Origin of the sequence: Bradyrhizobium sp. B124 (assembly GCF_038967635.1) — a bacterium.
GTDB lineage: Bacteria > Pseudomonadota > Alphaproteobacteria > Rhizobiales > Xanthobacteraceae > Bradyrhizobium.
Genome location: NZ_CP152413.1, coordinates 8,694,958 through 8,713,395, shown reverse-complemented (window position 1 = coordinate 8,713,395; position 18,438 = coordinate 8,694,958). Strand labels below are relative to the sequence as shown.

Genomic DNA, 18,438 nt, shown 5'->3' with positions numbered 1-18,438 from the left:
CCTTATCGACGGATGACGGAGGCGCGTTCGACGACCTTGCCGAGGCCTTCCGACGACGGAAGCGCGCCGAACACATGCATCCCGTCGGCGCCAAATCTGGATTGCACGAAGAGATCGGCCGCGGTGGCATCGCCATGCCGCAACATCTCGGCCGCCTGCAACGCATGCGCCATGCGGGTGACGAGCGCCCGTGCATGCCCGTCGTCCGGATATCGTGCCAGCAAGCGATCCGCGAGATCGTCCGTGTACCGGTCATAGACCGCATTGAGGCCCCTGCTCGCACGCAGTTCGTCGACGAACGCGTCCCGGCAATTTGCATCCCGTTGCATGGCGCGCAGCACGTCCATGCACATCATGTTGGAGGTGCCTTCCCAGATCGAGTTCAGCGGCGCCTCGCGGTAGAGCCGCGCCATCGCATTCTCCATAATGAAGCCGTTGCCGCCATGCACCTGCAGGCACTCATAGGTGAAAGCCGGCGCACGCTGGCAATTCCAGAACTTCACCACGGGAGTGGCGACCCGCGCCAGCAGCCGTTCATGGTCGCTCGTCTGCAGGCCGTCGGTCGCACGCGCGACGCGAAATGCGCCCAGCATCGCCGCCTCGCTCTCGAGTGCGAGATCGGCAAGCACGTTGCGCTGCATCGGGAGCTCGGCCATCGGCTTGCCGAACGCGGTTCGCGTTTGCGCGTGGTTCAGTGCCAGGCTCAACGCCTGCCGCATCAGCCCGGCAGAGCCGACCGCGAAATCCAGCCGGGTCAAATGAGCATGCGAAAGGATCTCCGCGACGCCGCGGCCTTCCTCACCAACCAGGATCGACCACGTATCGTGATACTCGATCTCGCTCGACGCGTTCGAACGGTTGCCGCACTTGTCCTTCAGGCGCTGAATGTGGATGCGGTTGGCGCTGCCATCCGGCAACAGGCGCGGCACGAACAGGCAACTGACGCCGGATTGGGTGCGCGCCAGCGTGTAGAATCCATCCGCGACCGGCACCGAGAAGAACCATTTGTGGCCGGTGATCGCATAGATCTCGCCATGCGCGCCGCGCTCGACGAAGCGCGCGGTGGTCTGGGTCTCACGCAGATCGGAGCCACCCTGCTTCTCGGTCATCGCATAGCCGATCACCGCCGCACGCTTGACCTCGATCGGAAGCCGGCGTGGATCGTAGTCCGCCGCCAGCGTTCGTTCCCGCCACAGGCTGAATTGCGGCTTGCCGGAAAACCCGGCGATTGCGGCGTACGCCATCCCGGTTGGACAACCGACGCCGTTCTCGATCTGATTCCAGAGATAGCTCAGCGCCGCGCGCGCCAGATGGCCTTGTGGCTCGCGCGTCGACCAGGCGAGGCTATGGACCTCGCTCTGGAACGCCAGCGCCATCAATTGATGCCATGCCGGATGAAACTCGACCCAATCATTGCGGTTGCCATACCGGTCATGGGTCAAGAGCTTCGGCTCGTGCTCGTTGGCAAGCCGCGCGGCCTCCTGCACAGCTTCGCTGCCGGCATGGGCCCCGAGCGCGGAAAGCCTGTCTCTTGCCCACGGCGCGGTCTTTGCGATCAGATCGCTCAACGCGCGGTCGTCATCGAACGAGTTGAAGTCTGCGGCTGGCCGCGCCTGATTGCGGACTTCATGGGTCGCGAACGCACTGGCTTTTGCTTCCGCGACGGCAACCGGCTGGACGCGCGCATTCATGCGGAAACTCTCGATACAGGGGTCAATTCAGGCGCGGGATGGCGAAACAGCATGCGCGCGGAAAGCCCCGCGATCGTCTGAGCGATCGCCTTTGCCGCGTCGGAGTCCGGGGCTGCTTCGGGCGCCAGCGGACCAACCAGCGCCTCCATGAAAGCGCCGGCCACGCAGGAGGCCGCGACATTCGCATCGATATCGACGAACTCGCCGTTGGCGATGCCGCGCCGGACCAGCCTTGCGATCTGGTCGGCCAGGGCCGCCCGGTATTTCAGGCGCGCCGCGTCGATCTCGGGTTCACAGGGTTCGGCGATCAACGCATAGGCCAGACGGCGGCCGCGCATCGCCCGGACCGAGAAGGTGTAGATCGCGTCCACCAGACACTGGGACGCGGATCCCTCCGCCTCGGCGATTGCGGCGACAACGGCCACCTCGCGCTCGGAAACCAGGGCGAGCACCTGCGCGTACAGGTCCGCCTTCGAGTCGAAGTAGCGATACACGCTGCCCGTGGCCACGCCGGCCCGTGAGGCGATCAGGGCGATCTGGGCATCCTTCCACCCACTCAGCGCCACGGCGTCCCTCGCGGCATCCAGAATGCGGGCCTTGGTCTCGACCAGTTGGTTGAGGCGAACTGCTGCGATTGCCATAGTGAACCTTAATTCATGAATTCAGGATCATAATTCATATTCGGTCGAATGCCGGTATCTGTCAAGCATCCACGGGGCGATCCGAGGTCGCAGGACGGCGCACACCGCCCGCGGACGCCGTGGCTGGGCTTGCAGGATCATCGGAGACTTGCCGTGCCACGCGCAGGCAGGAACAGGCCTCGAGGGTCACCCGCCCGCAAGCCGGCAAATGCACGCCCGGCAAATCGCCCGCTGAACGCCCGGAACCCGGACCGGCGTGACATCGAACCAAACCATCAGGCACCAAAGCAAAAGGCCCGATCGCGATGCGATCGGGCCTCTATTTTTGAGGTTGATTGTTTTGAGCTCGGTGCGGCGAGCAACGCTGTCCTGGCCCGGGACAGCTGGATCAGGCCGCCTTCGCCACCAAGACATCGTCCACCGGCATCAGCACGTCGCTGCCGAGCAGGAAGCCGCGGCAGCTGCGCAGCGAGCGCAGCGCGCGATTGAAATCGATACCGGTCGACACCAGTGCCCGCAGCGTCCGCGGATTGCGCACGATGCCGCGCAGCACCTTGCGCAGGTCGATGTCGCCGTTCGGCTTCACCGCGGATTTCGCAAGCTCGGGCAGCGCCCGGTGCGCGGGATCGCTGATCACGCGCAGCGCGGCGAATGGAACGCCCGCCTTGGCGGCATAGGCTGCCGCGATATGGCTTTCCATGTCGACTGCGGCTGCGCCCGTCATCGAGCGCAGGGCGGCCTTGCAGGCCTTCGCCGCGATCACCTGCTCGACGCCGGCAAGCCCGCCGCGGACGATCCGGCGGCGCTTCAGCGCGGCGCTGGCGATCATCTCTTCGTTCAGGGCGGATGCGGCCAGGAAACGGGTATCGCCGGACATCACTTCGGTCGCGACCACGACGTCGCCCGACTTGAGCGACGGATCGAGCCCGCCGGCCACGCCGAACGAAATCACGCCGCGGAAGCTCGTCGGATCCAGCGTCGCCAGCAATTCACGCAGCTGCTGCGGATCGCTCGAGCTGCAGATCACGATCATGCCGGGACCGGCTGCGATGCGGGCCTCCTGCACCAATCCAGTCACAATCAATACCGGCCGAGGATCAATTCTACTGCCCACGGTCTCGGCGGCCCCCGCCTCAACAATCACATCCCGACCCCTACCACCCTGCTATTGGTGCTTCTCAAATTCCGATACCGCGCCAGCGCCCAGAGCGGAAAGAACTTCGAGTAGCCATGATATCGCAAGTAAAATACCCGCGGAAACCCCGTAGCTGTGTATCGCTGCTCGTCCCACAGCCCTTTTTCCGTCTGTGTTGCCTTTAGGTACTCCACCCCCCGCGCAACGGCAGGATTTTCGACCTCTCCGGCCGCCATCAATCCAAGCAAGGCCCATGCCGTTTGCGAGGAGGTCGACGGCGCAACTTCATAACCCTTGTAATCCAGCCGGTAACTGACGGCGTCCTCGCCCCAGCCACCGTCCTGATTCTGGACTGACGCCAGCCAATCGACCGCTTTCCGAATCATCGGGTCGTTGCGATCGATACCTGCGACATTTAGCGCGGAGAGCACCGACCAGGTGCCGTAGACGTAATTCAGGCCCCAGCGGCCGTACCAGGAGCCCTCGGCCAGCTGGGTGCGGCGCAGATAGGCGATACCGTCGGCCATCGCCTTGCTGCTCTCCGCGGTCTCGCCGAGCTGGCCCAGCATCGAGATGCAGCGCGCCGTGACATCCTCGGTCGGCGGATCGAGCAAGGCGCCGTGATCGGAGAACGGGATGTTGTTGAGGTAATATTCGAGATTGTTGGCGTCGAACGCCGCCCAGCCGCCGTCGCGGCTCTGCAGCCCCTCGATCCACTCGCGGCCGCGCGCGATCGCCTCGTCATATTCCCTGGTTCCGCTGTGACGCCGCACGCGGTCCATCGCCATCACGACCACCGCGGTGTCGTCGAGATCGGGATAGTGATCGTTGTTGTACTGGAACGCCCAGCCGCCGGGACGGACACCCGGCGCCTTGACCGCCCAGTCGCCCTTCAGCTCCAGCACCTGGCGCGGCTTCAGCCAGTCGAGCCCCTGCTTGGCCTTGGCGAGCGTATCGTCGCCGCCCGCTTCCTGCAGCGCATGACAGGTCAGCGCGGTGTCCCACACCGGCGAGACGCAGGGCTGGCAATAGGCCTCGTGCTCGCCGACCACCAGCAGCTTGTCGATGCCGCGGCGGGTGACGGCGCGCGGCGGGAAATTCTCGTCCTTGCCGAGCGCCTCATACATCATGACGATGTTGGCCATCGGCGGATAGATCGCGCCCATGCCGTCTTCGCCGTTCAACCGCTCTTCGGTGAAGGCGAGCGCGGCGTCGATTGCGCGCTGGCGCAGGCGCTTCGGAAACATCGGCTCGATCACGCGCAGCACGGCGTCGAGCGAGCGGAACAGATAGAACCAGCCTGCGCTCTGATGCGGCGCCTTCGGCGCCATGCGGACCGATTTCGGATCCTCCAGGAACAATTCGTCGATGCCGACACCCTTCGGATTCTTGGCGCGCGGCTTCAGCGCAGCGAGCACCATCAGCGGCACCATGGTGGTGCGCGCCCAGTAGGAGATCTTGTTGATGTGGAACGGCGACCACATCGGCAGCAGCATGATCTCGATCGGCAGCACCGGCGTCGCGCGCCAGGTCACGACGCCATAGAGCGCAAGCATGAAGCGCGTGAACACGTTGCTGCCTGAAGCCCCGCCGCGCGAACGGATCGCCTCGCGCGCCCGTATCATGTGCGGCGCGTCGACGGAGTCGCCGATCATCTTCAGCGCGAAGTACGACTTCACGCTGGCGCTCATGTCGAACGGACCATCATGCACCAGCGGCCAGCCACCATGCGCGCCCTGGACGCGGCGCAGATAGTTGCCGAGCTTGGCCTCGAGCGCGGCGTCGACGGGCTCGGCCAGGTAGTGACGCAGCAGGATGTACTCGGCCGGAATGGTGCTGTCGGCCTCGAGCTCGAATATCCAGTGCCCGTCGGACTGGCGATAGCCGAGCAGCGCTTCGGTTGCCTTGGAGATGCTCTTCTCCAGCGCGACCGGATCGACTGCGACGCTGTGATCTCTCGAAAGCATTTCGCTCGATATCCTCTTCATTGCGGACCGGCTGATCGAAAGCCGCGGCCGCTTAACAGGTCGAATCTAGCGCCTGGCCAGAACCAGATCTGCGGCGCGATCACCCGACCGCACCGACCCCTCGATGGTTGCCGGCAACCCGGTAGCAGTCCAGTCGCCGGCAAGGAACAGGTTTTTTTGCGCCGTCGTGGGCCCCGGACGCAGGGCGTTCTGCTCCGGCGTCGCCTCAAATGTGGCGCGGCGCTCGCGCACGATCTGCCACGGCGGCAAGTCGCCGGAAACGCCGGATGCCTTGCAGATGTCCCGCCAGATCGCCTGCGCGAGCTCCTCGCGCGGCATGTCGACCAGGCGGTCGCCGTTGCTGATCGTAACCGACAGCCGCTGCGGGAACGCGAACAGCCACTCCACGAGGCCGCCGACCACGCCGAGAATGGGCGCGGCGTCGCGCGGCGGATCGACGCGGAAATGCGCGTTCACGATGGCGCGGAATTTGGTCGGGGTTTTCAGGCCGGGCAGCAGGGTTGCCGCCGCGCGCGGCGGCACCGCGAGCACCACGGCATCGTCGGCCGCCAGCGTGATCTTGTCGCCACCGCCGAAGTCGAGCTCGCTAATGCGATCACCCGATATGCCAAGCGTACGCAATTCGTGACTGAACTGGACGCTGTGGCCCCGCTCCTGCAGCAGCTTCACGGCCGGCTCGATCAGCACCGAGCTCAGGCCATCACGCGCGATCAGCGGACGGCAGGCCTGCCCGCCGGCGAGCAGCGTCTCGCGCACGATGGCGCCGGCTAGCCCGGCCGAGCCCTCCGGCGGATCGACGTTCAATGCGGCGAGCAGCAGCGGCTGCACCAGGCGGTCATACAGCGTGCCCTTGCAGGGAATGGTGTTGCCGACCAGTGCCGCGGTGCCGGCCCAGGCCAGCGGCGCCAATGCGAGATAATCGCGCAGGCCGGTGTCCGGGACACGGCGCGCCTCGTCGAACACCCACAGCGGCAGGCGGGAGTCGCCGAGGTCGAGCTGCCAGCGCTGGCCGGTGGCCAGATCGACGAACGGAAACTGCGCGCGCGCAGGTCCCACGAGGCCCGCCTCGGTGCCGATCGAACGCGCGTAGCTCAGCGCATGGCGGTTGCCCGACAGCAGCAGATGGTTGCCGTTGTCGATGGTGAGATTGGTGGCGGCATCGAAATAGGAACGGCAGCGGCCGCCGGCCTGCTGCGTCGCCTCGTGGACGGCAACCTTGTAGCCGCCATTGGCGAGCCGCACGGCCGCGGAGAGGCCGGAAATACCGGCACCGATGATATGAACGGTCTTTTGCATCAGATGATCGCGTAACGAAGAAGAATGCCGATCTTGGCTGCCTTGGACACACGCACCGGCTCACGCGGAGCGGCAAAGCCGCGCGCGATCAGGAGATCGAGGATCGCGCGGTAGTATTTCGACATGATCCGCGGCGCACGCACCGCGCGGCGCGAATTGCGCTTCATGATCTCGTCGGACTTCTGGAAGTGCATCTTGGCGCGCTCGGCAAGCGGCGCGCAGACTTTCGGCAGCGCGCGGTCGGCGGTGACGCGGGCCGGGTCGTTGTTAGTGATGCCGGCATGCCAGAGCCATTCGCGCGGCAGATAGAGCCGGCCGAGACCGGCATCCTCGTCGATGTCGCGCAGGATGTTGGTGAGCTGCAGCGCGCGGCCGAGATGGTAGGCGAGCTCGATGCCGTCCTCCTCGGGCAGGCCGAACACGCGCACCGACAGCCGGCCGACCGCGCTCGCGACGCGATCGCAATACAGGTCGAGCGTCGCAAGATCGGGCGCGCGGATGTCCTGCGGCACGTCCATCTCCATGCCGTCGACGATCGCGACGAAATCCTCGCGCTTCAGGCCGAAGGCCTTCACCGACGCGACATAGTCCCTCAGCCGCTCCGGCGGATGCCCCGCATAGAGCGCATCGATATCTTCGCGCCACTGCTGCAAGGCGGCCAGGCGCTCCGGCCGCGGACCGTCGGAATCGGCGATGTCGTCGACCTGCCGGCAGAAGCTGTAGATCTGGAACATCGCCTCGCGCTGCGCGTGCGGCAGGATGCGCATCGCGGCATAGAACGAGCTGCCCGACGCGGTGCTTCCGTAATTTGCGTTGGCCGCCGCCTCAGCACTCATGCCCCTGCCGCCGTCTTGGAGACCGCACGCCGTCCGATCGCCCGCCGCGCCGTCTCGCCGGCGACGCCGCCAAGGCTCTGCAGCAGCAGTTCGACCGGGCCCAGATGCACGCGCTCACTGAGCGGGTCGCGCACCTTCAGCATGTTGACGATCTTGTCGGCGAACGCCTGGATCACCGAGATCTCGAGCCCTAGCCGGAAATCCTTCACTTCGGCGGCGAGCGACTTGCTCTGCTCGAGCAGCGCCGCGGTGCGCAGCGCGAGCGCCTGCAGGCATTTGAGCAGGGCCGGCTGCGACTTCGCCTCGCCGAGCATCTCGACGGTCGCACCCGTAGCGGCCAGCGCATCGCGCGGAAGATAGACGCGGTTCAGGTTCCGGTAGTCCTTGCCGCAGTCCTGCAGATGGTTGTTGATCTGCAATCCGGCGCAGAGCGCGTCCGACGCCGCCCAGGTCGAAATATCCTCGCCGTGCACGTCGAGCATGAAGCGCCCGACCGGCATCGCCGAGTAACGGCAATAATCGATCACGTCGTCCCAGTTTTCGTAGCGCAGCTTGGTGACGTCGAGCCGGAACGCCACCAGCACGTCGAGCGCATGCCGCGGCGGCATGCCGCGCTCGGCAAAGGCGCGGCGCAGGCTGACCGCTTCCTTCTGGCTATCGCCATTGCCGAGCAGCTCGGCCTCCATGAGGTCGAGATAGCGCAGCTTCTCTTCGGCGGGCAGCGTGGCGTGATCGGCGATATCGTCGGCGGTGCGGACGAAATTGTAGAAGGCCAGGATCAGGGCACGATGCCGCGGATGAATGATCCACGACGCGACCGGAAAATTCTCGTCGCGGTGGGTCTTTCCGGATCGCAGGTCGCTCGCGGTGGTCATGGGAAATTTGGGCTACACTGGTCATGGCACGACGCAGGCGCGGACGGTCAGGCGCATGCGGGGGATTTGCGAGCCCCATATAGGGGAATACGCCACCAAAACCAATGCTATCTGTGACCGCCAGCATATGTGACCGCGGCCGGCATGGCTGCCAGCCGCGGTATTGATAGCGGTCCCTTGAGACCTGAATTCGGTCTTATTGGCCGTGGGTCTTCAGCACCTGGTCGCAGGCGGCGCTGATCTTGCTGCGGTTCTGCTGCAGACAGGCGAGGATGGTGAAGTCGCCCTGATCGATCACGGAACGGCAGTGACGCTGCACGTCACGCGTGCAGGCCTTCTGCTCATCGGGCGTACCGCGCCCTTGCTGCTGGGCGAAGGCGCTGGACGAGAGCGGGATCGACAACACGGCAACAGCCAGGAGAAATTTACGCATCGTATTCCTTCATTTCCGACAGCAGAAAATCTGTTCCCGAAACGCGTTTCGGCATGGCCGGGACGGATTTTGGGGATTGCAGACGCCACGTAACGCGGCAACGGATTGACGACAAGCACTGCTAAATGCGGCTAAATTTGCGGCGCTGTAAACCCCTGCTTAAGCCATTGATTTAACACAACGATTCATGCCATCACTTTGTCGCGTTTGGGTATTGCGGATCACACTCGCGCAAAGCTACATGCCATCATGAGGCCAATGGTTTCTGATTCTGTTCGATGACAACAGGGCTCGCGCACGCCGCTTCTGTCGTTTGAACCTAACATTCTTGGGTGACACTAAACCTTCGATGCGGCGAGACGCTTTCTTGCGAAAGAAGCGTTGATTTTGATGGGAAAATTCACAATGAAACTGTTTGGTTCCAGCCTTTATGGTCAGGCCCTCAGAGCTGTAGGCGTCGGCGCCGCATTGATGCTGTCTGCCTCCGCAGTCCATGCCCAGGCCAGCGGTCCGTTTGCCGGTTTTGCCGGCTCGTGGACCGGATCGGGCACGGTGGCGTTGTCCAACGGCACGACCGAACGCATTCGTTGCAAGGCGGACTACAAGGTCGCGCCATCGGGCATGAATCTGAAGCAGTCGCTGCATTGTGCGAGCGACAGCTACAAGTTCGACCTCTCCAGCGACGTCACCAGCCAGGGCGACCGGATCTCCGGCAACTGGAGCGAGGCCAGCCGCAACATCTTCGGCAATTTACAGGGCACCGCGGGCGGCGGGCGGATCGACGTGTTCGTCGAGGCCTCCGGCTTTGCCGCCAACCTGAACCTGCAGACCAACGGCTCCAAGCAGGTCGTGCAGATCGACTCCAAGGGCGAGATCCGCGGCGTCACGATCACCATGACGAAGACCTGACCCTCCGGCCGATTTGGCAGGCAAACAAAAAAAGCCCGGTTCCGAGCACTTCGGAACCGGGCTTTTTGTTGCGAGTCTTTGTTGCCCGTCGATCAGGCCTTTTCAATCGGCGCCGGTTGGCCGCCCTTGCCGCGGAGCTTTTGCGACAGGTTGATCAGGAACATCGAGGTCGGCCGCAGGATGAAGAGGTCCGCGACCAGGGCCGCGACCATCGAGAACGCGCTGAGCCAACCGAACAGCCGCAGCGACGGCAGGTCGGAGAACACGGTGACGACGAGGCCGCAGGCCAGCACCACCGTGGTCAGGATCAGCGCGGGGCCGACCAGCACGGTGGCGCGCTCCACTGCAAGCTCCGGCGTGACACCGGGCTTGGTCTCCAGCCGCAGGCGATTGAGGAAGTGGATGGTGGCGCTGAGGCCGAGGCCGAACGACACGGTCAACGCCACGACGCTGGCGAATTGCAGCCCCTCCCCGAGCAGCCACAGCACCGTGCCTGACAGCACCACCGGGAAGATGCCGGGCAGGATACAGGAGAACATCACCACGACCGAGCGGAACGCGAGCCCGATGAAGATCGCGACCAGCGCGAACTCCACGGTGAGGCCGCGGTTGAGCTTCTCGATCATGTTGGCGCTGTTGCGCGCGGCAATCACCGACAGGCCGGTGACCGCGATCTCGTAGCCGGGATGCTCGGCACGCACCTTGTCCAGCGAGTGATCGAGCTTGTTCACCACCGGAAGCAGCTGGCTAGAATCGAGATCCGGGACGCGGCCCGACACCACGACGGCATCCTGATCCTTCGAGATGAAGCGGCGCACCAGATGCTCGGGAATCACGCTGACATATTCCTTCAGCGTCGCGACATCATTGCTGCCGGCCTTCTCGGCGAGCCAGCGCCGCAGGGTTTCCAGCGACCAGACGTTGCCGACGCCGGCGCTGTCCTCGACCATCGCGTGAACGTCGGCGATCGTCTTCAGCGTCTCCGGCGAGTAGAGCGATTGGCCCTTGGGAAATTCGATCAGCACGTCGACCGGATTGGCGCCGGTCAGCTTGGCGTCGAGACGGCTCGACGCCTCCACCGCCTGCCGCTTGTCCGGCACCTGGTCCGCGAGTCGGTAACGCGGCTCCAGATTGGCGTAGATGATGCCGAGGCCGCCGACGACGATCAGCGCGAGCAGGCTGAACAGCCCGGGACGGCCGACCATGCGCACCGCGATCCAGTAGCAGAAATTGCGCAGCGCCTGCACGCCGGCGTCCGCGCTCTGGAACTTGACCGCGAAGACCTTCTCGTTGCGCACCAGCAGGATGCCGAACACCGGCACCAGCGACAGCACAGCGACCAGCGCGATGATGGTCGCCGCAAGCCCGGCCTCGCCGAACTTGCGGATCAGGTCGGAATCCGAGAACTGCAACGCGATGAAGGAAATCCCCGCCGTGCCGTGCGTCAGCACGCAGGCCGGGCCGACCACCAGCACCGCGTTCTTGAACGCGGTGAACTTGTCCTGGCCCGCGATCAGCCGATCGCGCGCCGCGAATGTCAACTGCATCGAGTCGGAGAAGCTGATCACCATGATGAGCGGCGTCATCACGTTGAGGAACATGTTGAGATTGAAATTTGCCCAGCCGAGGCCGCCGAGCGCGAGCAGGATCGCGATCATCGGCGGGAACGCCGCCGCCACCATGAAGGAAATCTTGCGGAAGAAGATGATGGCGATGACGCAGCCGGCGAGGATGCCTAGGATGTTGTAGGTCAGGCCGTCGCGCTCGACCGCATTGCGGATCTCGAGCTGCATGACCGGCACGCCGGACAGCTGGGCATTGAGCCCGCTGCCGCCGAGATCGTCGGCCATGATCTTCCTGATGTCGCCGACCACCTTGCTGAGCTTGTTGCTGCCGACCACCTCCGGCTCGAGCGACAGCACGACCAGCGCGAGCGTGCCATCCTCCGACAACAGCTTGCCGCGGATGATCTCGTTGCTTTTGACGGTCTCGACGAACTTGTCATAGGCCGCGCCCTCGGGGAGTTCATTGGGGAACAGCGCCGCCGGCAGCTTGCCGGGCTCGGGCGCCTGGCGCGCCGAGAACAGCGACACCAGGCCGCGCACGCCCTCGACGAGCTGCAGGTCTGTGACCATGTCACGGAGCTTGCCGAGATTGTCGCGTTCGAGCAGCGTCTTGCCTTCGACCACGACGAGGACGTCGAACTCGGTCGCCGGGAAGCGCTTGGTCACCGCCTCATATTGCTTGTAGTCCTTTGATTCGGAACGGAACAGCTGCGACAGCGAGTCGTCGATCTTGATCCGGTGCACGCCGAACACCGCGCCGATCAACAACAGGACGAGCACGACACAGGACAGGATCGGCGCCCGCATCGGGATCAGGCCGAGACGCTCGATCCCGAACGCGATGCTGGGGCCCGACCGCGGCTCTTCGACCTTCTCGACGTGGACCTGACTTTCGGAGTTCTTTTCGAGCATGCCCTGTCCAGTTCTGAAAACGGCTCAATCTGTCTAGCTTGGGTCGAGGGGCGCGAATGAGGCGGGTGAGCGCGGCTTATCGGCGCTAGTCCTTGAAAACACGCGAATATTGACCGGCGCGTGTTTTACCTGTCTGCACCTTTGCTCGCAAGCGCGAGGGTCGAACCAAATCGGCGGGGAACCGCTGATCCCCACCATTAAGTATCTGATTTGTCACACCCCGGTAGCGCATTCTGTGACGATCCACCGCCGCTTTCATCTTTCAACGCGACCCCCGTCACCTGGCGTGCCAGTCCCTCGCGCACAAGCCACGAGATTCTGAGTGCGGCTTCCGGATAGCTCAGCCCGGCACGGTGGATGTTGGAGATGCAGTTGCGGTCGGCATCGGTGAGGCCGATCCGCGGCGCGAAGGTGAGATAGGCACCAAGGCTGTCGGGCGCGGAAAGGCCGGGCCGCTCGCCGATCAGCATCACCAACATGCGCGCGCCGACGATGGCGCCGATCTCGTCACCGAGCGCGACGCGCGCGCCTGACGCGACGATCATCGCACCAGCGTCGATCTTGTCGGCCCCAAGCCGCGGCAAGAGATGCCGGATCAATTCGACAGCGTGCACATTGACCGCGGCCGGCGACAGGCCGTCGCCGATCACAATGGCGCAGGAGCATGCGGTGATGCCGCACCCTTCCAGCGACCGTCGCGATGCTGAGTCCAGCATGCGTCCGAGATCGGGCCGGCGCAGATAGTCGCGCCGGCCTGGCGCCTGGCTCGACACCTCGCGCGGCGTGATGCCGAGGCCGGCAAGACCGGCCGTAATGCCGCTGACATCGAAGGCTGCGTGAACGGCGTCGCGGGCGCGGGCGTGATCGAGCGTGAACGAGAGCAGCGCATCGGTCGGCAGGCTGGCCCCGAACCGGCCGAGACCGACGCGCGCCGGCGTGAGATCGCGCAAATCGGAAAGCGACGGGGGCAATGGCGCCGGCGGTGTGGTCATGCTGTCATTCGGCGGGTACGGAAGCCTCGCGCAGCCGGATCGAGTAGTTCGAGGCGTTCTGCCGGCCGCTGGAGGCTGCACGCGCAAACGTGATCAGATGATGCGCAACCAGCGTCGCCGAGATCAACCCTTCAATGTCGCCGCGCTTGAGCCGGCCGAGCGCAAACTTCCAGAACACGCGCTTGTAGTCGCCGAGCACGCCGACCTTCCAGAAGATGTTGCGCAGCATGATCAGGCCGCGCCGGATGTTGGCCCAGCTCTTCATCTCCGGGCTGACGGGCACCTTGATGCGGTTGGCATAGGTGTAGTTGCATTGATGCAAATAGCGCTCGAACAGCTTCTCGGGCTGGTAGGCGATCTCCATGCATTTGCGCCAGGAGCTGACCACGTCCTCGTAGGGCAGCAGGAACTCGACATTGGAGTCACGGCCCTCGTCATCGACCAGCCTTCCTGCCTTTTCGAGCCGATCCCACAGCGGCGTCTTCGGCAGCGCCTGCAGCAGGTTGATGGTCAGAAGCGGAATCCGGGACTCCTCGACGAAGGAGAGCAGCGCGTCAGCGGTCTGGGGCTTGTCGGTATCGAGCCCCATGATGATGCCGGAGACGACCTCCATGCCGAAGGAGTTGATGGTGCGCACGCCCTCCAGGATCGGAACCATCATGTTCTGATCCTTGTGCATGGCCTTCAATGCGTCGGGATCGGGCGTCTCGATGCCGACGAAGATCGTCACGAAGAAGGCCTCGCGCATCTTCTCCAGGATCTCGGGCCGCTTGGCGATGTTGAGCGTCGCCTCGCAGGCAAGGCGCGTGACATAGCCGGTCCGCTTCTGCCACTCGATCAGATGCGGCAGCAGCTCGCTCGCCGCCTTGCGGTTGCCGATGAAGTTGTCGTCGACGAAATAGACGGTGTCGGTCGCGCCGCAGGCGCGCAGCTTGTCGAGTTCGGCGATGATCTGCTGCGGCGACTTCAGCCGCGGATTGCGGCCATAGAGCCCGGGGATGTCGCAGAACTCGCACTGATAGGGGCAGCCCGAGGAGAACTGGATGCTGCCGAGGAAGTACTTCTTGGTTTCGGCGAGCTCATAGGCCGGCAGCGGGAATTCCGTCATCGGCAGGCGGTCGATGGTCTTCAGCACCACCTGCTCGTCGGGACGACTGGTGTCCTGCTCCAGACGCCTGATCAGCTCATTGGTCGCATCGCCGAGCTCGCCGACATGAAGGTAGTCGAATGCGGGATAGTAGTCCGGACAGGCACTGACCGACGGACCGCCGATCGCGACCACCAGGTCATGGTCATGCGCACGGTGGCAGATATCGTTCATCTGCTGGCGCTGGATGTGCATACCGCTGACGAACACGGCTTCCGCCCACTCGAAATCCTCCGCTGTGGCCGGACGCAGATTCTCGTCGACGAAGCGGACCGGCCAGTTCTCGGGGAGGTATGCGGCGATCAGCAGCAGGCCCTGCGGCGGCATGAACGCCTTGACGCCGTCGGTCAGAGGATAGGAGTGCTCGAAGGTCCCAAAGGACGACGTATAGCGCGGAAAGACGCAGAGGATACGCCGTGCTGTCTTTATGCCCTCAGCTCTCATCAATCGACCCCGAAGCACCCGCAAATCTAACCATAGCGTGGAACGCTGGGCCAGAAATTCCTCAACATTGTGGCGCTTACCAACGTCACAACGGTGAGATAGTTGCTCTGCAGAATTTCGCTATCCCGTCAGGTCAACAGCCTGGCGGCGAGCTCGGGCAGCTGCCCCGCATCGGCAACGAGGCGGAAATCCTGCCCGGCAAGGCCGACGCGCGCCAGCCAGTCGTCGAATTCGGGCGCCCGCTTCAGGCCGAACAGGTCGCGGATGTAGAGCGCATCGTGAAACGATGTCGACTGATAGTTCAGCATCACGTCATCGGCGCCCGGCACGCCCATGATGAAGTTCACGCCGGCGGCCGCAAGCAGCGTCAGGAGATTGTCCATGTCGTCCTGATCGGCTTCGGCGTGGTTGGTGTAGCAGACGTCGATCCCGAGCGGCAGGCCGAGCAGCTTGCCGCAGAAGTGATCCTCGAGCCCGGCGCGGATGATTTCCTTGCCGTCATAGAGGTATTCCGGACCGATGAAGCCGACCACGCTGTTGACGAGCAGCGGATCGAACGCCCGCGCCACCGCATAGGCCCGAGCCTCGCAGGTCTGCTGGTCGACCTGGTGATGGGCGTTGGCCGAAAGTGCCGAGCCCTGCCCGGTCTCGAAATACATGACGTTGTCGCCGACCGTGCCGCGGTGGAGCGACAGCCCGGCTTCCCGTGCCTCCCGGAGCAACGAGAGGTCGACGCCGAAACTGCGGTTGGCCGCCTCGGTGCCAGCGATCGACTGGAACACGAGGTCGACCGGCAGCCCCTGCCCGATCAGGCCGAGCGTGGTCGTGACATGGGTCAGCACGCAGCCCTGCGTCGGAATCCCGAGCCGGGTGATGACGTCGTCCAGCAGCCGCAGCAGGGTGCCGATGACGTTCGGATCGTCGCTCGCCGGATTGATGCCGATGCAAGCGTCGCCCGATCCGAGCAGCAGCCCGTCGAGGATCGAGGCGGTGATGCCCTTGGCATCGTCGAACGGATGGTTCGGCTGCAGTCGCGTGCTCATTCGCCCGCGCAAGCCGATGGTGTTGCGGAAGCGGGTCGTCACCTCGCATTTCTTCGCGACCAGGATCAGATCCTGGTTGCGCATCAGCTTCGACACTGCCGCCGCCATCTCCGGCGTGATGCCGCGCGAGATCCGGTTGATCACCTCACTGGTGGCGACATCCGACAGCAGCCAGTCGCGGAAGCCGCCGACGGTGAGCGACGACACCGGCAGGAAGCCGGCAACGTCGTGGCTGTCGAGGATCAGGCGGGTGACTTCATCGTCCTCATAGGGGATGACAGGCTCATCGAGGAATTGCTTGAGCGGAACGTTGGCAAGCGCCAGCCGCGCGGCGATCATCTCCGCGGCGCTGTCGGCCGCGATGCCGGCCAAACGGTCGCCAGACCGCAGCGGCGAGGCCTTGGCAAGCAGGATGCGCAGATCGTCGAATGCATAACTGGTGGCGTCGATGGTGTGACGATAGAGCATGGGGATTCGCGTCGAGGCTGGGGACGGCGCAACCTAGCACCTCTTTGCGAAAGTCGTGCCATCAGCTTCGCCCGGTGCGCCGGGGGATGTTGATGAATGATGATGATGGCGGTCCGTCATTCAACACGGCGGCAAGGCGCCGCCACCCGCTCGCTGCGGTGTACCTCATAAGACATTGGTATGATTTAGATATTTTAACGGTTGCGGCGGCACAGAACGCACGCGTTAAGAAATTATCCATGAAGATTTTGCATAAGCTTTAATTGGCCGAAGGTACTCCCCGGCCTCTTGGAGTGCCCGCAATGCCGTCCCCCGCCACATCCCCGATCTCCACATCCCGGCCTCCAATGGCATCCCGATTCTCGCTTGCTGCCAGGCTGTACTCGACGTTTGCGCTGATTGCGGCGCTGACCGCAGCCATCACCGTCCTGTCCGACTACAACGCGCGGCGCAATGCCGAGCTGACCGCGGCCGTCGACCTCGCAAGCCGCGCCGCGCTCAATGTCGAGCGGGTCAACTCGCTGGTTTACGCGGTGGTGATGGAATCCCGCGGCATCTACATGTCGACCGAACCTCCGGCGGTGAAGAAGTACGGCGACGGGCTGCTGGCGTTCAACGACCGCATCCTCGGCGTGGTGAGGAACTGGGAGACCCTGGTGCAGGCCGACGACGCCGCGCAGTTCGCGGTGTTCAAGAAGCGCATCGAGCAATTCATCGAATTCCGCAAAGAGCTGGTCCGCCGCGGCATCGAAATCGGCGCCGCTGCCGGGCGCGAGTGGGGCGACAACGACGCCAATCGCGACGTGCGCACCGCACTGAACAAGGACCTCGAGGCGCTGTCCAAGGTCTACGCCGAGCGCAGCAAGAAGCTGGCGCAGCAGACCGACACCAACCGCGAGCTGGCGCTGCTGCTGACCGGGCTCGGCGCGGCGGCCCTGATTGTGGTGGTGCTCGGCGTGCTGATCATCGCCCGCTCGGTGGCGCGGCCACTGTCGCAGATCACAACGACCATCAAGCACGTCGCCGAGGGCGCCGATCATGTCGACGTGCCGCACGTCGGGCGCAGCGATGAAATCGGCGCACTGGCACGCGCCATCAAGGTCTTCCAGGAGGCGATGGACCGCAATCGCAGCCTGAACGCGCAAGTCGTGCAGGACTCCGAGGCTCGCGACGCCCGCGGCCGGCATATCGAAAGCTTCGTCGAGACGTTCCGCGGCACCATCGGTGAGGTGCTCCGCGCGGTACACGACAACGCTGCGACGATGCGTCAAACCGCGCAGAGCATCGCCACCGTCGCGGCGGACGCCAGCGGCCGGACGGTTGCGGCGGCAGGCGCGACCGAACAGGCCTCGAGCAACGTGTCTGCGGTGGCGAGCGCAGCCGAAGAGCTCTCCGCCTCGGTCGAGGAAATCGGCCGCCAGGTCAAGCAGTCGTCGGGGGCGGTCGATCAGGCAGGTGCGCGCACCGACCGGTCGATCACCGAGATCGAGAGCCTTGCCGCCACCACGCAGCGCATCGACGGTGTGCTGAACCTGATCCAGGCGATCGCCGAGCAGACCAACCTGCTCGCGCTCAACGCCACCATCGAAGCCGCCCGCGCGGGCGATGCCGGACGCGGCTTCGCGGTCGTCGCGCACGAGGTCAAGGCGCTTGCCGGGCAGACCGCCAAGGCAACCGCCGAGATCAGCGAGAATGTCGGCCTGATCCAGACCTCGACCCGCAACTCGGTGGCCGCGGTGCGCGAGATCGGCCAGGCGGTGCGCGAGATCAGCAACGTCACCGCCAACATCGCAAGCGCGATTGGCCAGCAGGATGCCGCCACGCGCGAAATCTCCGCCAACGCGCAGATGGCCGCCCAGGGCAACGAAACCCTGGTCACGAATGTCGGCTCGCTCCGCGACGACATGGACCAGACCAGCAAGGCGGCAGAATCGGTGCTCGCGGCATCGAACGACCTGACCGCAACCGCCGAGACGCTGTCGCGCGAGGTCGAGCAGTTCTTCCGCAACCTGCGCAGCGACGCCGCCGAGGATCTGCGACGGACCGGAACCTGAACGGATCAG

15 protein-coding genes are annotated in these 18,438 nt (G+C 64.6%); 3 read left to right on the top strand and 12 right to left on the bottom strand.

The window, feature by feature from the left end; translation table 11 throughout:
• Positions 1-2: 2 nt before the first annotated feature.
• The 8 genes from AAFG13_RS40665 to AAFG13_RS40630 all read right to left on the bottom strand — a co-directional run bounded on the left by AAFG13_RS40665 (position 3) and on the right by AAFG13_RS40630 (position 8,895).
• Positions 3-1,691 carry an acyl-CoA dehydrogenase family protein gene (locus tag AAFG13_RS40665; RefSeq protein ID WP_342710490.1) on the bottom strand — a complete coding sequence of 563 codons (1,689 nt, stop codon included), beginning with the start codon at positions 1,689-1,691 and terminating at the stop codon, positions 3-5.
• Complete coding sequence (locus AAFG13_RS40660; protein ID WP_212311115.1) at positions 1,688-2,332, bottom strand: TetR/AcrR family transcriptional regulator; 645 nt, start codon at positions 2,330-2,332, stop codon at positions 1,688-1,690. The genes AAFG13_RS40665 and AAFG13_RS40660 overlap by 4 nt, the downstream gene beginning before the upstream one ends.
• A 388-nt stretch (positions 2,333-2,720) precedes the next feature.
• A complete protein-coding gene (locus tag AAFG13_RS40655; protein WP_171948109.1) occupies positions 2,721-3,446 on the bottom strand; it encodes a phosphorylase in 726 nt (241 codons plus the stop codon).
• Between the two features lie 26 nt (positions 3,447-3,472).
• On the bottom strand, positions 3,473-5,434 hold the full coding sequence (shc, locus tag AAFG13_RS40650) for a squalene--hopene cyclase (RefSeq protein WP_342710489.1): 1,962 nt from the start codon (positions 5,432-5,434) through the stop codon (positions 3,473-3,475).
• Positions 5,435-5,500: 66 nt separating this feature from the next.
• A complete protein-coding gene (gene hpnE / locus AAFG13_RS40645; RefSeq protein ID WP_212311117.1) occupies positions 5,501-6,751 on the bottom strand; it encodes a hydroxysqualene dehydroxylase HpnE in 1,251 nt (416 codons plus the stop codon).
• Positions 6,751-7,587: a presqualene diphosphate synthase HpnD gene (gene hpnD / locus AAFG13_RS40640; protein WP_212311118.1), complete on the bottom strand. Its 837-nt coding sequence runs from the start codon at positions 7,585-7,587 to the stop codon at positions 6,751-6,753. Before hpnD ends, hpnE begins: the two co-directional genes overlap by 1 nt.
• Entirely contained in the window at positions 7,584-8,462 is an 879-nt protein-coding gene (gene hpnC / locus AAFG13_RS40635) for a squalene synthase HpnC (protein ID WP_212311119.1), read from the bottom strand. The genes hpnD and hpnC overlap by 4 nt, the downstream gene beginning before the upstream one ends.
• 196 nt (positions 8,463-8,658) lie before the next feature.
• Positions 8,659-8,895, bottom strand: a complete 237-nt coding sequence (locus AAFG13_RS40630) for a hypothetical protein (protein WP_097670565.1) — start codon at positions 8,893-8,895, stop codon at positions 8,659-8,661.
• A gap of 405 nt (positions 8,896-9,300) precedes the next feature.
• Here AAFG13_RS40630 and AAFG13_RS40625 point away from each other — a divergent pair, with 405 nt between their 5' ends.
• Positions 9,301-9,804 (top strand): hypothetical protein, encoded by a 504-nt coding sequence (locus AAFG13_RS40625; protein WP_212311120.1) that lies wholly within the window; start codon positions 9,301-9,303, stop codon positions 9,802-9,804.
• A 92-nt stretch (positions 9,805-9,896) separates the two neighbouring features.
• Here AAFG13_RS40625 and AAFG13_RS40620 read toward each other — a convergent pair whose 3' ends face one another.
• The 4 genes from AAFG13_RS40620 to AAFG13_RS40605 form a co-directional block, all read right to left on the bottom strand.
• Positions 9,897-12,281, bottom strand: coding sequence for an MMPL family transporter (locus AAFG13_RS40620; RefSeq protein WP_212311121.1), 2,385 nt, complete (start codon positions 12,279-12,281; stop codon positions 9,897-9,899).
• Between the two features lie 197 nt (positions 12,282-12,478).
• The gene (eutC, locus tag AAFG13_RS40615) at positions 12,479-13,273 is read right to left on the bottom strand and encodes an ethanolamine ammonia-lyase subunit EutC (RefSeq protein WP_342710488.1); all 795 of its coding nucleotides are present in this window, start codon (positions 13,271-13,273) and stop codon (positions 12,479-12,481) included.
• Positions 13,274-13,277: 4 nt separating this feature from the next.
• Positions 13,278-14,864 (bottom strand): B12-binding domain-containing radical SAM protein, encoded by a 1,587-nt coding sequence (locus AAFG13_RS40610; RefSeq protein WP_342710487.1) that lies wholly within the window; start codon positions 14,862-14,864, stop codon positions 13,278-13,280.
• Between the two features lie 128 nt (positions 14,865-14,992).
• Entirely contained in the window at positions 14,993-16,375 is a 1,383-nt protein-coding gene (locus AAFG13_RS40605) for an ethanolamine ammonia-lyase subunit EutB (RefSeq protein WP_342710486.1), read from the bottom strand.
• 92 nt (positions 16,376-16,467) lie between these two features.
• On the opposite strand from AAFG13_RS40605, the gene AAFG13_RS40600 reads away from it, so the two are divergent.
• Complete coding sequence (locus AAFG13_RS40600) at positions 16,468-16,638, top strand: hypothetical protein (protein WP_342710485.1); 171 nt, start codon at positions 16,468-16,470, stop codon at positions 16,636-16,638.
• An 84-nt stretch (positions 16,639-16,722) separates the two neighbouring features.
• The gene (locus tag AAFG13_RS40595; protein WP_342710484.1) at positions 16,723-18,429 is read left to right on the top strand and encodes a HAMP domain-containing methyl-accepting chemotaxis protein; all 1,707 of its coding nucleotides are present in this window, start codon (positions 16,723-16,725) and stop codon (positions 18,427-18,429) included.
• Positions 18,430-18,438 lie beyond the last annotated feature (9 nt).